The organism is Ensifer sp. 1H6 (assembly GCF_001976035.1).
GTDB classification, from domain to species: Bacteria; Pseudomonadota; Alphaproteobacteria; order Rhizobiales; family Rhizobiaceae; genus Ensifer; species Ensifer canadensis.
Window position 1 is genome coordinate 75,068 of the sequence record NZ_MOAI01000024.1, and the last position, 12,704, is coordinate 87,771.

At 61.7% G+C, this 12,704-nt stretch carries 16 protein-coding genes; 8 read left to right on the forward strand and 8 right to left on the reverse strand.

The genetic code is table 11. From position 1 onward, the window contains the following. Nucleotides 1–268: 268 nt before the first annotated feature. Nucleotides 269–1,156: an NmrA family NAD(P)-binding protein gene (locus BKP54_RS24725; RefSeq protein ID WP_025427631.1), complete on the reverse strand. Its 888-nt coding sequence runs from the start codon at nt 1,154–1,156 to the stop codon at nt 269–271. A gap of 162 nt (nt 1,157–1,318) precedes the next feature. Here BKP54_RS24725 and BKP54_RS24730 point away from each other — a divergent pair, with 162 nt between their 5' ends. The 3 genes from BKP54_RS24730 (at nt 1,319) to BKP54_RS24740 (ending at nt 3,589) form a co-directional block, all read left to right on the forward strand. Further along, nucleotides 1,319–1,723 (forward strand): helix-turn-helix domain-containing protein, encoded by a 405-nt coding sequence (locus BKP54_RS24730; RefSeq protein ID WP_025427630.1) that lies wholly within the window; start codon nt 1,319–1,321, stop codon nt 1,721–1,723. 18 nt (nt 1,724–1,741) lie between these two features. Continuing rightward, the gene (locus BKP54_RS24735; protein WP_025427629.1) at nt 1,742–3,013 is read left to right on the forward strand and encodes an NAD(P)/FAD-dependent oxidoreductase; all 1,272 of its coding nucleotides are present in this window, start codon (nt 1,742–1,744) and stop codon (nt 3,011–3,013) included. Nucleotides 3,014–3,214: 201 nt separating this feature from the next. Continuing rightward, nucleotides 3,215–3,589, forward strand: a complete 375-nt coding sequence (locus tag BKP54_RS24740; protein WP_025427628.1) for a VOC family protein — start codon at nt 3,215–3,217, stop codon at nt 3,587–3,589. 267 nt (nt 3,590–3,856) lie between these two features. On the opposite strand, the gene BKP54_RS24745 is transcribed toward BKP54_RS24740, so the two are convergent. Further along, nucleotides 3,857–4,576: an aspartate/glutamate racemase family protein gene (locus BKP54_RS24745; protein ID WP_025427627.1), complete on the reverse strand. Its 720-nt coding sequence runs from the start codon at nt 4,574–4,576 to the stop codon at nt 3,857–3,859. A 199-nt stretch (nt 4,577–4,775) separates the two neighbouring features. Here BKP54_RS24745 and BKP54_RS24750 point away from each other — a divergent pair, with 199 nt between their 5' ends. Together BKP54_RS24750 and BKP54_RS24755 are read left to right on the forward strand one after the other, a co-directional pair. Continuing rightward, a complete protein-coding gene (locus BKP54_RS24750; protein WP_025427626.1) occupies nt 4,776–5,240 on the forward strand; it encodes an Lrp/AsnC family transcriptional regulator in 465 nt (154 codons plus the stop codon). An 8-nt stretch (nt 5,241–5,248) separates the two neighbouring features. Next, nucleotides 5,249–5,830, forward strand: a complete 582-nt coding sequence (locus BKP54_RS24755; protein WP_038577231.1) for an isochorismatase family protein — start codon at nt 5,249–5,251, stop codon at nt 5,828–5,830. A 17-nt stretch (nt 5,831–5,847) separates the two neighbouring features. Here the strand turns inward: BKP54_RS24755 and BKP54_RS24760 are convergent, their stop codons facing one another. The 4 genes from BKP54_RS24760 to BKP54_RS24775 all read right to left on the reverse strand — a co-directional run bounded on the left by BKP54_RS24760 (nt 5,848) and on the right by BKP54_RS24775 (nt 8,443). Further along, on the reverse strand, nt 5,848–6,117 hold the full coding sequence (locus tag BKP54_RS24760; RefSeq protein WP_025427624.1) for an antibiotic biosynthesis monooxygenase: 270 nt from the start codon (nt 6,115–6,117) through the stop codon (nt 5,848–5,850). 124 nt (nt 6,118–6,241) lie between these two features. Beyond that, nucleotides 6,242–6,508: a hypothetical protein gene (locus BKP54_RS24765; RefSeq protein ID WP_025427623.1), complete on the reverse strand. Its 267-nt coding sequence runs from the start codon at nt 6,506–6,508 to the stop codon at nt 6,242–6,244. 438 nt (nt 6,509–6,946) lie between these two features. Beyond that, entirely contained in the window at nt 6,947–7,975 is a 1,029-nt protein-coding gene (locus BKP54_RS24770; RefSeq protein ID WP_025427622.1) for a DUF3095 family protein, read from the reverse strand. A 72-nt stretch (nt 7,976–8,047) separates the two neighbouring features. Next, entirely contained in the window at nt 8,048–8,443 is a 396-nt protein-coding gene (locus BKP54_RS24775; RefSeq protein WP_025427621.1) for an Ohr family peroxiredoxin, read from the reverse strand. Nucleotides 8,444–8,597: 154 nt separating this feature from the next. Between BKP54_RS24775 and BKP54_RS24780 the strand changes: the two genes are divergently transcribed. Further along, entirely contained in the window at nt 8,598–9,089 is a 492-nt protein-coding gene (locus BKP54_RS24780; RefSeq protein ID WP_025427620.1) for a MarR family transcriptional regulator, read from the forward strand. Nucleotides 9,090–9,234: 145 nt separating this feature from the next. On the opposite strand, the gene BKP54_RS24785 is transcribed toward BKP54_RS24780, so the two are convergent. After that, a complete protein-coding gene (locus BKP54_RS24785; protein WP_245317895.1) occupies nt 9,235–10,206 on the reverse strand; it encodes an autotransporter outer membrane beta-barrel domain-containing protein in 972 nt (323 codons plus the stop codon). Continuing rightward, nucleotides 10,158–10,706 carry a hypothetical protein gene (locus BKP54_RS36740; RefSeq protein WP_245317896.1) on the reverse strand — a complete coding sequence of 183 codons (549 nt, stop codon included), beginning with the start codon at nt 10,704–10,706 and terminating at the stop codon, nt 10,158–10,160. Before BKP54_RS36740 ends, BKP54_RS24785 begins: the two co-directional genes overlap by 49 nt. A 587-nt stretch (nt 10,707–11,293) precedes the next feature. On the opposite strand from BKP54_RS36740, the gene BKP54_RS24790 reads away from it, so the two are divergent. Together BKP54_RS24790 and BKP54_RS24795 are read left to right on the forward strand one after the other, a co-directional pair. Next, entirely contained in the window at nt 11,294–11,539 is a 246-nt protein-coding gene (locus BKP54_RS24790; protein WP_025427618.1) for a DUF3302 domain-containing protein, read from the forward strand. Then, nucleotides 11,536–12,444, forward strand: a complete 909-nt coding sequence (locus tag BKP54_RS24795) for a biotin/lipoyl-binding protein (protein ID WP_084815051.1) — start codon at nt 11,536–11,538, stop codon at nt 12,442–12,444. The genes BKP54_RS24790 and BKP54_RS24795 overlap by 4 nt, the downstream gene beginning before the upstream one ends. Nucleotides 12,445–12,704 lie beyond the last annotated feature (260 nt).

The following is a 12,704-nucleotide window of genomic DNA, read 5'->3' on the forward strand; positions in this document are numbered from 1 at the left end:
ATAGAGGGCTGCGAAGATTGGGCAGGCCGTGGGGAAAGCTTGGAAGCAATGGGGTGTTGGCGGACCGAAAGCCGGCATTTGCCGGCCCGGCTGATGACAAACGACCGAGATCCCCTGTTTGATGCGAGAGACATCCCGTCCTTCTCATCCTCGCCCTTGTGGCGGGGATCCAGTGACCCGACGTCTGTCGGGTCAAAAGACCTTTCAGCCCAAAGACTTGGGCTGGCTAGATTCCTGTGACAGGCACAGGAATGAGGGCGCTTACCATTCAGCCGGCAAGTCTTGCCCTGCTGGCTTCGAGGAAGGCGGTGAGCGGCAGGGGGGTGGCGCCGGTCAGGGTCGTCACGTCGCTCGTCACCATGTCGATATGGCCCTCGCGGGTGTTGGCGTCGAAGGAGACGACGATCGGGATGAGGAAGTCGGGCAGGCCCGCGCCCTTCAGCCCGCCGGCCAGCGCGTCGTCGGAAATGTGGACGACGTCGAGCGGCTTGCCGGCAGCCTTGGAGACGAGAGCGGCGATCTCGTCGGTCGAGCGCAGCTCCGGGCCGGTCAGCGTGAACGTGCGGCTTTCATCGCCGGCTGAAAGCAGGGCTGCTGCGGCGGCCTTTGCGGCATCGGCGCGGGCGAGGTGGGCGAGGCGGCCCTTGCCCGAGGACGAGTACCACTGTCCGGTTTCCAGCGCATGCGGCAGCGCCATGAACAGGTTTTCCATATACCAGCCGTTGCGCAGGATCGTGTAGGGGATGCCGGTTGCCTTGATGGCGTTTTCGGTGCCGAGATGATCGGGCGCAAACGGGATGACCGAGGTCTCCGGGTTCGGCATCGAGGTGTAGAGGATGTGCTTGGCGCCGGCCTTCTTCGCGGCCGCGACGGCTGCCAGATGCTGATGCAGGCGCTTGCCCGGCTGGTCGAGCGCATCGGTGGAGATGATCAGGATGCGGTCGGCGCCGGCAAAGGCCCGGTCGAGCGAGGCCGGATCGTCGAAGTCGGCGACACGTGCCTGCACGCCCTTGCCGACATAGTCGGAAAGCTTTGCCGTATCGCGGCTGGTGGCGATGATGTTGGCCGGCTGGACCTTGCCGGATGCAAGCAGCGCATCGAGCACGAGCTTGCCGAGCTGGCCGGTGGCGCCGGTCACGAGCAATGTATCGGACATGAACTTTTCCTTTTTCTCTGTGATGCCAGCCGACGCTTCGGGAGGGAAAGCACGTCTGCCGGTTGTTGGTCTCTTTTTGAGAGTTGCTCTAATCTAGTAATCTGGTAAGAGCTGTAAAGGAGGCAGTTTTTTCTGCCGTGGTTACAAAAAGGGTACCGGCCCATGAACAAGCTCAGTGGTGATGTGAAGGGCAAGCGCGTGGCGATGGTCTGCGGCGTGCCGATGGATGTCGAGAATTGCCCGGTGCGCGACGTCATGGACAACATCGGCGGCAAGTGGAACTCGCTGATGATCCTGTCGCTGGCCGACGGGGCGTTGCGCTTCTCGGAACTTCGGCGGCTGATCCCCGATATCTCCCAGCGCATGCTGACGCAGACGCTGCGCGACCTGCAGCGCGACGGCTATATCAGTCGCACGGTCTTTCCGACGCAGCCGCCGAGCGTGGAATATGCGCTGACCGATCTCGGGCGCTCGTTGCACGAATTGCTGAAGCATTTTGTCGATTGGTCGGCTGCCAACCATGTGGCAATCCGCGCCTCGCGCCAGGCCTATGACGGCGCGCCTTGAGCGGCTATTGCTGACTGCATGAAGAGACTCGATATCGGTATTGCCGGCGCCGGGCCGGCCGGGCTTGCCTCGGCGCTTTTGCTTGCGCGGCAGGGCCACCGCGTTGAAATCCTGGAACGTTTCGCGGACGTCGCGCCGGTCGGCTCCGGGCTGATGCTGCAGCCGACGGGGCTGACGGCGCTCGCCGCGCTCGGGTTGCTTCAGCCGATCATGGCGCTCGGCAGCCGCATCGACCGGCTGCACGGCGCCGATGCCAGGAGCGGCCGCACGGTGCTCGACGTGCGCTATGACGCGCTTGCGGGCGGTCGCTTCGGGCTGGCCGTTCAGCGCGCAGCGCTGTTCGGCGTGTTGCATGATGCAGTTACAGCGGCCGGCATTGCCATTCGCACCGGCATGACGCTGACCGCGGCCAAGACCTCGGGCGAAAAGGCGGTGCTGACGGATGCCGCCGGCCAGGAGGCGGGGCGCTATGATCTCGTCATCGACGCGACCGGTGCCCGCTCGACCATTGCGGCGGGTGCCGCGACGGCGCCCGGCGTGCGCGAGCTTGCCTATGGCGCCTTCTGGGCGACGCTCGACAGTGACGGCCTGACCCATGATCCAAACGCACTGACACAGCGCTACGACCGCGCCAAGGTGATGATCGGCATCCTGCCGGCGGGCCGGGCGCGACCGAAGGCGCGAGACCATGTTGCCTTCTTCTGGAGCGTCAAGGTCGGCGATGCCGACGCCGTGAAGGCGGCGGGTCTGGACAGATGGAAGGCGGCAATTCGCGACTACTGGCCGGATTGCGCGCCGCTGCTCGACCAGATCGACGATTGGGACCAACTGACGCTGGCGCGCTATGCCCACCGCACCTTGCGCCCGCCGACGTCGGGCCGCGTCGCTTTTGTCGGCGACAGCGCGCATTCGACCAGCCCGCAACTGGGGCAGGGCGCCAACATGGCGCTGATCGATGCGGCGACGCTTGCCCACACTTTGTCGCTTACCGACGATATCGACGCGGCGCTGGCCGCGTATGGCCGGGCGAGGCGCAACCATATGGCGCTGTTCCAGCTGCTGTCGCTGGCGTTCACGCCCTTCTACCAATCGGACTCCGCAGCGCTTGCCTGGCTGCGCGACCGGCTGGTGGCAACGATCGCGCGCATTCCGCCTTCGCCGGCGCTGCTCGCCTCGATAGTTTCGGGCACGCTGATCGACCCCTTTGCAGCCGCGGGCCTCAAGGAGTGCGACTGGCAGGCGATATGCGCGCAGCCGGTCGCCGAAAGCGCTGTCGCCGTGCCCGCCTGAGCGTACCGCGAGACCGCGCATCCGCGTGCAAACCCTGTATAAGGCCCGCTCAGCATAATTCCTCAAGTTGGATTCGATTTAAGGAATTATGCAGCAAATATAAGGTGTTACGGCGTCCTTTGCGCGTCATGGACGCGCGGCGCTGTAGAGGGACGGAAATGCCGACCCTCAAATGGTTCTTTGCGTTGGCGAGGTGTTGTGATGACAGAATTTGTGGCTGCGGTTCTGGTGCATGTCGCCGATGTGGATGCAGGGCTTTCCTGGTATCAGCGCGCCTTCCCAAGCGCAGAACGTCGCCGTCTGGACGCCTTCGATTTCGAGTATCTGAAGATCGGTTCGACCCATCTGGAAATCGTGCCGGCGGACGAGAAGGTGGCGAGCGGCGCGGCCGGTTCGGTCGTCTATTGGCAGGTCGAGGATTTCGACCGGGCGCTTGCCGATTTCAACGGTCTGGGCGCGCCGCTCTATCGCGGCCCGCTTGCGATCGAAGACGGGTTGTGGATGTGCCAGGTTCGCGACCCCTGGGGCAACTGCATCGGCCTTCGCGGGCCACGCAGCGGGCAGGAAACGGCTTGAACATCCGACGCACCTGAACGGCGGCAAACGTCAAGCACGCGGCGCGGCAATTGCGCCTACTGCATGTTTCCTTAAATCCTATTCGATTTAAGGATCAAAACATGCAGCCATTCAAAGTGCTACAGCGACCTTTGCGCGTCTAATAAGACGCGCGGCGCTGTAAGGGACCGAGCATGCCGCATGGATCAACGGAAAATGGCCCACAGCGCAGGCTGGAGGCCATTTTCGTTTGCGGTCGGTGCGGATCGGGGAACGCCCGATCCTGGCTTATGCGGCGCGGCGCAAATCCTCGACGCCGAGGGCGAATTCGACGGCGGCGTCGGCGTGGATCGCGGTGGAGTCGAAGCCCGGCAGCGGCAGGCTCTTCGGGTCGAGGATCAGGCAGATCTCGGTGCAGCCAAGGATGACGGCATCGGCCCCTTCGGCCTCCGCCGTGTCGATCAGGTCGATCAGCGCCTTGCGGGAAGGGCTCAGCACCTTGCCGGCGCAAAGCTCGTCGAAGATGATGTTGTGCGTCAGCGTGCGGCCAGCAGCGTCGGGCACCATCACTTCGATGCCGTGGCTCTTCATGCGCTCGGCGTAAAAGCCGTGCTCCATCGTGTAGCGGGTGGCAAGCAGCAGCGGCTTGCGAACGCCGGCGGCCTTGAGGCGGGCTCCGGTCTCGTCGATGATGTTGATCAGCGGAATGTCGACGGCCGCCTGCACGGCGTCGGCGATCAGGTGCATGGTGTTGGTGCAGATCAGCACGCAGTCGGCACCGGCCGTCTTCAGCCCATGGGCAACATCGGCAAGCCGCCTGGCGGCGTCGTCCCAGCGGCCGGCCTTCTGCAGGTCGACGATCGACTGGAAGTCGACGGAGTGCAGCAGCACCTCGGCCGAATGCAGCGCGCCCAGCCGCTCGCGAACGGCCTCGTTGACCATGCGGTAATAGACCACCGAGCTTTCGAAGCTCATGCCGCCGATAAGACCGATCTTGCGCATTTCCATCGTTTCTTTCCCTGATCCTGTCGCCATCCGCACCGAAGTGCGGCCAGCTGTTTTCGATGGGGAAACTATGCCGGACCTTCGTCCGCAATGGTTCGCTTTGATGGCGCGAGAATGGTCGTTTAGCGCGAATGAATTGCGCAATGACTGTTGATTGTGCAAATATGCAGCGTATCGTTTCGATGAAATGGGAGTGGTGAGCGTGCTGGACGAGAGAGACAGGAAGCTTTTGACGCTGTTGCAGCAGGATGGGAGCATGGCCGTCGGCGAACTTGCCGACCGGGTGAACCTTTCGCTGTCCGCCTGTTCGCGCCGCATCCAGCGGCTGGAAGAGGCAGGTTACATCGCCAAGCGTATCGTCGTTCTCAACCGCGAGCGCATGGGCGTGCCGACCACCGTGTTCGCGATGATCAAGACTGCGCATCACTCCGACGAGTGGATCGAGACATTTCGCCGGGCGATCAGCGACATCCCCGAGATCGTCGAGGCGCATCGCCTGACCGGCAACTACGACTATATCGTCAAGGTCGTGTTGCCGCGGGTCGAACACTACGACGTGGTCTACAAACAGATCGTGCGCAAGGTGGAGCTCTTCGACGTTTCCGCGTCTATCTCGATGGAGATCCTGAAGAGCGGCACCGCGGTGCCGGTCGATTATGCGGAGTGATTGAGACGATGAGCGAGAACGGCATCAAACTGGCCGAGGCGCTTGTGGTCGTCGACGTGCAGCGCGCCTTCATATCGGGTGCGGATGCGGTGCCGGATCTTCTGTCGCTGCAGCGGGCCGTCGGCCGGCTGCTTGAGCGCGCGCGCGAAAAGGCAGTCCCCATCATCTTCGTGCAGAACGACGGGGAAAAGGGTGCGCCGGACGAGCCGGGCACGGACGGCTGGCAGTTGTTCTTCGATGCGAGCCCCGGTGAAACGGTCGTGCGCAAGTCCGTCGACGATGGTTTTCACGACACCGATCTGGAGGCGCGGCTGAGGAGCCATCGGGTCGAAACCATCGCCATCTGCGGCATGCTGTCGGAAATGTGTTTGGCGGCAACGGCGCGCCGGGCGATGGACCTCGGCTTCCAGGTGATCCTCGCCCACGACGCGCACGCCACCTATGACGTGCCACCGGGGCCGGGCGGCTCGGAAAAGGTCCCGGCGCACATGGCGGCGCGGGCCGCCGAATGGTCGCTCGGCGACGAGATCGTGCTGGTCGGAACCATCGACGAAATCGGCTTCGAGCCGGCGATGGCGCAGGCGGGGTGATGCCACTCCGGGCTATCTCATGCCTTGTTGGCAAACCACACTGTCGGCGTGCCTTGCACACCGCCGTTGCGCATTGCCGTTTTCAATTCGTCCAGGTTGCCGAACGCCTGAGCCGCTTCAAGCGTGGCAAACTCATGGGTTACGGTAACATCGTTGGGATTGTCAGGGGCTTGATAAACCGCCTCCGCCAAAACGCCGTTTGCCTTCTGCACCGGCGAAAACGCATCGTATACCCTGCGCCAGGCCGCGTAGTCGAAGACTTCGTGTCTTACGAACAATGTCGTCATATCATCCTCCTGCGTCAGGTTGGGTTGGGACGAGTGTCCTGCCCGGAGGGGCCTTTGTGATGCCGAGACATCGGCGCAAGCGCCTTAAGACCGTCTTGGCATGATGTCGGATGCGGCACCCCGGTTACTGGGATTGGACGAGTAACACCAGAGTTTCGGGCAGCACGCCATCATGCGTCATCGCATCCGCTGCCGCTTTTGTCTGCATGAAGGCCTCCAATTTTGCCATGTCGGCAACATCCATGACCAAGCCGACGCGGTTGGATGCCTGAGGGTCTACAAATGTGCGGATGTTTGTGACGCCGATCGGTTCGAAGATCTGCTTGCGGAGCGGCGAGGCGAGCCAGTGTTTGGTGTCTTTGACATCGTGATAAGCCATAACGGTAGGCATGATGTCCTCCCTTGTGGGTCAAATATTCAACTACACTGCTGCGTTTGGTAACGTTCATTTCAATGATGCTACGAATGTGGCTGTTTTCGACCCGCCCATCCGAAAGATATCTCTGCAATCACTTTGGATTAATTCGGAAAAATCGCATTCATTGGGTCGTTCTGTCGCGGCTGAGCTTTCGGTTGTTTCACTTGGCGACCCTCGCGCTCTGGTGTCGAATGCTTCACGAGCGGTCGCGACAGAATGAAATGGTAAACCGGGGTGAGGGCTCGGCTGTGGGCGCCGGCATCCGGTAGCCCATCGCAAGCTTGATATGGAGGGCTTGGACGGCCCCGTCCGGGGCTTGCGATGTTTCTGTCAACTGCCTAGCGAATCTACTGGATGTCGGTTTGCTGGAGGTGGATATGAAAGTGGATGGCCTTTGCCGCCCGCCAATAATCACGCCGCAGCTTGTTTGGCAGGTGCCAGCATTTCCGCGGCCCTGGCATAGCCGCCGTCCATTCCGTCGAGAAAATGTAGGTGTGAATCAGGTCTGCCGGATGGGATCAGGCAGGTCATCAGCGCATGAGACTGGCGGTGTAGACCGAAACTGACTTCGCCGCGTTGTCTGGCGGCGACAAGGATGGCTTCGACCCGGTCGATCTGCTCATGCGTGCAATCGAGCGTCAGGCGCAAGCCGTCATCGCACTTGCGGAAATCCGAATTGGCCGCGACCGTCGACCAGCGCGCCGGGTCGACATCCATCCGCTCATCCTTTGGTACCGCGACCGCCTCCGGCACCGGATGAGCCTGGCGCTGCCCGGCCTCGAGAACGGCAAGGACGCTTCTCGCCAGGGCGGCAAAGTCCTGAGCGCCGGTCTGTTCGGTCGGCTCTACCAGCAAGGAGAGAATTTCACCGCGCTGGCTGGGAAACGGCTTCCATTCGCACCGGAGACCGGTCAGGTTCGGTTGCGTCGTATCCCTGTCCGGCCTTATCAGGTAGCGCCCGCGCTTGATCTGCTGTTCCGCCCATTTCAATCCGCCACCGGCAAACATGGTATAGGTGGCGTCTTGCGATGCCGCGTAGCGGGCGATCCTGACATCGCTTCCGTTGGCGCGGACTTCGCGCACGGACAACAACCCGGTTCGAAGCGTCAGGCCAAGGCTGTCGCTCGCAAAGGCCGCGACCTGACGCAAGGTCGATGCCGCGGTTGCGGCCGCCTCCGGCGGCAGGGCGAATGCCGCGCCGTCGCCACGAAACACGAAGGGAAAATCGAACGTCCCCCGGGCGTTGCCGAAGGCGACGATCGCGGAGGCGCCGGCAAAGTTGACGTCCTCATAGCGCCCGGACCTGATCGCCGAGGTCGAGTCGACGACATCGGTAATGGCGATGTGCCAATCGTCGGGCAATGGCTCATAGATGGCCGGGTCGACCACATCAGAGAACTCACTATAGGCTTGCGGCGGCTGGGTGTGGCTGTTGCTCATCCGTGTTCTCCAAGTGGGCATAAGGGGAGGTCAGGTCTGCCGGGTGAGCGGCCAGACCTGACCGGATGGCCTTCAGACCAGATTGGTCTCGACATCGATGTTGCCGCGTGTCGCCTTGGAATAGGGGCAGATCTCGTGGGCTGCATGGATCAGTTCATGGGCGACGTCGCGGTCGAGGCCCGGCAGGCTGACATTGAGACGTGCGCGCAGGAAGTAGGAGCCGTCATTAACGTTCAGATCGATCTCGGTGTTGACCTCGGGTCCGGCCGTAAGCTTGATCTTTCTCTGGGAGGCGGCGACCTCGATCGCACCGATGTAGCACGCGGACCAGGCAGCACCGAAGAGGTTTTCAGCGGCCGGATGCGGCTGCGCCAGCTTGAGGTCAAGCATGCCATCGTCGCTGCGCGTGCCGCCGTTGCGGCCGCCGGTGTTGTGGGTCTTGCCGGTGAAGAGGAGCTTCTCGGTCATGGTGAAATCCTTTCTGGTTAAGTTTTATCGCATCCACTATAATCGGATGCGATGTAAATATGCCAACCCAAACCGGATGTCAATACCATTGCGATTTAATCGGATGCGATTTATATAAGGGTCGACAACGAGGACAATGGAACAGGATATACCCATGCCCAAATCCCCAACAGCAAAAGGTGCCGACGTTTCCGCGTCGCAGGCCGAATACGGCGGCAGGAAGCTTTCGAATTTTCTGTGCTTTGCGATCTACTCGGCAAACCTCGCCTTCGGTCGCGCCTACAAGCCACTGCTGGACAAGCTCGGTCTGACCTATACTCAATACGTGACCATGGTGGCGCTTTCCGAGGAAGACGAACAGACCGTGGGCACGCTCGGCGAGAAGCTCTTCCTGGAGTCGAACACGCTGACGCCGATCCTCAAGAAGCTCGAGTCCGAGGGCTATCTGCAGCGCCGGCGCGATCCGGCCGATGAAAGGCAGGTCCGCGTGACGCTGACAGCGGCTGGACGCAAACTGGTCGAAATGGAGCCCGGCGCAGCATTGACGGATGTGATCGGTCTCGGAGACGATTTTCCGGTGGTGCAGCAAACCGTGGTGAAGTTGCGCGACAACCTGTTGCGTGCGACGCATCCTGAGAAAACATGACGTTCGGTAGCCAGGAGCCGGGCAGATTCGCCGCTTGTCGGCTCGCAGGAGATAGTCAGAGCGTTAGGCGGAATCACGGAAGCGCTCTATCTCTTTGTTTTTCCGCATTTCCTGACGAAAAACCGCTTCGCACGTTTGCTGGAAATCAGAAGCTCCACGCGACGTGGAGCTTGCCCTCCCAGACATCGAGATCTTTCTGGCCGATGCTCAAATAGCCGCCCGTCGCTTCGATCTGGAGGTTGTCGTTCACCAGCATTCGGAAGCCCGAGCGAAGCGAAAACGCCCAGGGCGAGGGCGTCACTTCCGACAGGTCGCCGGTCAGGATCTTGCCGTCGTTGGGCCGCTCGAATTGGTATTCGGCACCGAGTTCGGCGAAGGCGAGAAACGGCTGCCCGTCCGGCAGACGGAAATAACGGCTGATCTCGGTCGAGAGATCGAGGACGCCATAATTGAAGCTGTCGCCGGGAAGGGAAACGCTGACCGGTATGTTGAGGATGCTGCCCGAGAGGTCGTAGGCGTCGCTGTCGATATGGGACCAATTGACGGAGACCTTGGGGCGGATGAAATAGGCATCGACCTTATATTGGCCGTGGAGCGAGATTTCGCCGGCAAGACGCTCCGAATCCTGTCGGCCACTCAGCACGCTCAGGTCGATATCGTTGTTGTAGCGCCCGTATGTCAGCGATCCGTCGATCGCCCAGTGTTTCGACAGACGGTAGGCCGCATAGGGGCCGAAGCTGAAGCCGTCGGTGTCGATGCCCAATGTGCCGTCGAACGCATCGGTCGAACTGTTCTCAAGGGAAACGGTCATGCCGACGACGAGGTCGTTGGTGATGCGGCGATCGAGACCCATCGTCAACGAGCGGGCGAGCGTGTCGCTGTCGCGGTCATAACGTTCGTCGGATATGTCTGCGAACTGGATATCCGACCAGAAGTTCCAGAGCGAGGGCGCTGGCAGATCGCGGCCCGGCGTCAACGGCACCTGTGATCGGTCGGCGCTTTGGGCGGCGGCTTCTTCGGCAGCGAGGTCCCGGCAGATCGGCAGGTCGCGCTGTTGCTTGTTGGAATTTATCGACCGCGGGTCGATACAGGTGTCCGGCGTGGGGGCTGCGACCACGCGGCCGCCTCTGATGGCGGTCGGGGTGCGCGGCGTGAACCCCGGAAACACCGGCTGCGGGCCGACGTCCGGCGGCCATCGGGCAAGTTGAAACCCGGAAACACCGGCTGTGGGCCAACATCCGGGCGGCCGTCGGGCCAGTCGATGTTCGGAAAGATGATATTACGCACCTGGTTCTGGGTGTCGAGCAGGCACGGTTTTCCGCTCGATGTGTCATAGAGCTTGTGCGTGCCACCGTTGCCGTTTGAAACGACCGGCGAAAGCGAGAGATGGAGGCCGCGCTTGCTCTTGCTCCAGGTGTCGACTGTCTGATTGCCCTGAGCCGCCTCGAGGCCGAAAGACCCGGCGCTGGTTCCGGAAAGCCAGACAGAGCGGGTGGCCCCTTTCGTGTTGCCGAGATAGGCCAGGCCGCCGCGGGAACTGCAGTTCGCGGCTAATGCGTCGCCGGCTGCCCCAAAACTGCAGAGGCCGGCAATCAGCGCCGCACCCAGATATGCCATCGACGCCGCTTGTCGGACATGGAAATCAGCTCTGCGCATGCTTCCCCCAAACGCTCTGCGACATTCCTGCCGCAGCGAAGTATCGTCAATCGCTCCAAGCCGCTTCCTGGCGCTATTCCCCTTGCCCCCGAGGCGGCAGGCGACTGCCCCGCCGCACCGACTCCATTTGTATATTTCCTCAAAGCTTGCCGCACTCCCACCGTGCAATTCTAGTGGTTCGATGGCGGTTTTTCCCGCATGCCTGGCAATCGGGCCGAACTCGACAAAGCCGTTGCCGATGCTCGACCAACGTCGTCGGGGACAATGCGGAGCCGCCCGTGCGGGCGGTTCAAAGGTGAAAGAGACACGGTTGCACCCGTCGTTGCGCGAGGGCGCCCGCCACGGGCCAAGGCCGTCATGCCGTCTTCTCGGCCGTGCCGACGTCGGCATCGGATTAACTGTTACGTACTTCCCACGCGAGCGGCATTGGCTAGCCTGAGCCGATCTGTTCAGCGTCCTTGCCGGCAGCGCGGGTCGGCTCGCTCATGCCAGAGGCCACGGCCATGCCTGGCTCAATAGTGTTTACGCCTCAACGAAGGGATTTGGCCATGAGCCTTATCGACCTATTTGCGTGGATCGTGCTTGTCGTCCTGGTCTTAAGCACCGTCGCGGTGATCGTCTTCCTGGCCATGCTGCCCGGGATGATCGCCAAAAAGCGGAACCATCCGTGGGCCGAAGCGGTGACGGTGGGCGGTTGGGTGACGCTGCTGTTGGGTTTCGCCCTTTGGCCGATCGTCCTGATCTGGGCCTATGTTGACGTTCCCCGTGTCTCCAAGGTGGAGCTTGGACAATGATCGTTGTTCTTCTCAACGTCTATCTGGTCATCCTGTTCTGCCTGGTGAAGTTTCGGATTGTCCCGTTCAATCTGTTCTGGAAGGTCTCACCGATACTGGTCCTGCTCATCCTGCTGGTCGGCCTGTTCATCCCGATGAACTGGGGCGCACCGCAAGGACCCGCACTCGTCGTGCGCAATTCCGTCGCCATAGTGCCCAGCGTCGCGGGCGAAGTGGTCGAGGTGCCGGTCAAGGCGAATTCGCCGCTAAGGGTTGGTGACGTGCTGTTCCGTATCGATCCCGCTCCCTATCAGTCGCAGGTCAATGCTCTGCAGGCCCAGCTCAAGTTGAGCCAGTTGCGGCTGGCGGAGAAAACGAGATTGCAGACGACTCCCGCCGGACGCGCGTTCGATGTCGAACAATATCAGGCCGAGGTCGATCAATTGGAGGCGCAGTTGGTGGGAGCCAACTGGAACCTCGAAAAAACCATCGTCCGTGCTCCTGCCGATGGCTACGTGACGAACCTAGCGCTATCACCGGTCATGGCCTTCATCGATACCTCGGAGACGATCATCGGCGTCGAGGTGCCGCAGATCGATGCGCGCTATGTCGAGCCCGGTCAGCCTGTTGAGGTGACGTTCAAGTACGAGCCCGGAAAAGTCTACGGCGGCAAGGTTGAGAGCATTCTCCAGGCGGTGGCGACCGGACAGACGCAGACGTCGGGCACTGCCGTTTCATCGAAGACCATCGAGACGCTGCCGTTCGTTGTCAGGGTAAAACTTGATGACGCCGAGTTTGCCAATCGTCTGCCCGCAGGAAGCACGGGGGATGCGGCGATCTTTACCGAACATGTCAGCGCGGCCCATGTGATCCGGAAAGTCCTGCTTCGGCAGATCGCGATCACGAACTACATCAACCCCTTCTGACTGAGGGCTAGATCGGGGCGAAACGATCAGTGCTTGTGTAAACGGCTGCGGGCGTAGGGCGGCCAGCTGCAAGCAATCATGTCCCATGCCCGGGGTCCATTTTCGGAAATCGCGTGCTGAACCCATGCTTGGCCGACGTTGCCCAATAGGTGAGGCTGCCACTGCTCTCGAATGCGTTCTGCAAATGACCAGCAGCAGCTGAAGGGCGGCATTGCGCCAGCCACACGGCGCCGAAGGCCGCCTCGCAGGGAGAGGGGGAA

What these genes read in the sequence shown, in the direction of transcription:
- BKP54_RS24725 (WP_025427631.1), bottom strand. Translation starts at nt 1,156, where the DNA reads ATGTCCGATACATTGCTCGTGACCGGCGCCACCGGCCAGCTCGGCAAG.
- BKP54_RS24730 (WP_025427630.1), top strand. Translation starts at nt 1,319, where the DNA reads ATGAACAAGCTCAGTGGTGATGTGAAGGGCAAGCGCGTGGCGATGGTC.
- BKP54_RS24735 (WP_025427629.1), top strand. Translation starts at nt 1,742, where the DNA reads ATGAAGAGACTCGATATCGGTATTGCCGGCGCCGGGCCGGCCGGGCTT.
- BKP54_RS24740 (WP_025427628.1), top strand. Translation starts at nt 3,215, where the DNA reads ATGACAGAATTTGTGGCTGCGGTTCTGGTGCATGTCGCCGATGTGGAT.
- BKP54_RS24745 (WP_025427627.1), bottom strand. Translation starts at nt 4,576, where the DNA reads ATGGAAATGCGCAAGATCGGTCTTATCGGCGGCATGAGCTTCGAAAGC.
- BKP54_RS24755 (WP_038577231.1), top strand. Translation starts at nt 5,249, where the DNA reads ATGAGCGAGAACGGCATCAAACTGGCCGAGGCGCTTGTGGTCGTCGAC.
- BKP54_RS24760 (WP_025427624.1), bottom strand. Translation starts at nt 6,117, where the DNA reads ATGACGACATTGTTCGTAAGACACGAAGTCTTCGACTACGCGGCCTGG.
- BKP54_RS24765 (WP_025427623.1), bottom strand. Translation starts at nt 6,508, where the DNA reads ATGCCTACCGTTATGGCTTATCACGATGTCAAAGACACCAAACACTGG.
- BKP54_RS24770 (WP_025427622.1), bottom strand. Translation starts at nt 7,975, where the DNA reads ATGAGCAACAGCCACACCCAGCCGCCGCAAGCCTATAGTGAGTTCTCT.
- BKP54_RS24775 (WP_025427621.1), bottom strand. Translation starts at nt 8,443, where the DNA reads ATGACCGAGAAGCTCCTCTTCACCGGCAAGACCCACAACACCGGCGGC.
- BKP54_RS24780 (WP_025427620.1), top strand. Translation starts at nt 8,598, where the DNA reads ATGCCCAAATCCCCAACAGCAAAAGGTGCCGACGTTTCCGCGTCGCAG.
- BKP54_RS36740 (WP_245317896.1), bottom strand. Translation starts at nt 10,706, where the DNA reads ATGGCATATCTGGGTGCGGCGCTGATTGCCGGCCTCTGCAGTTTTGGG.
- BKP54_RS24790 (WP_025427618.1), top strand. Translation starts at nt 11,294, where the DNA reads ATGAGCCTTATCGACCTATTTGCGTGGATCGTGCTTGTCGTCCTGGTC.
- BKP54_RS24795 (WP_084815051.1), top strand. Translation starts at nt 11,536, where the DNA reads ATGATCGTTGTTCTTCTCAACGTCTATCTGGTCATCCTGTTCTGCCTG.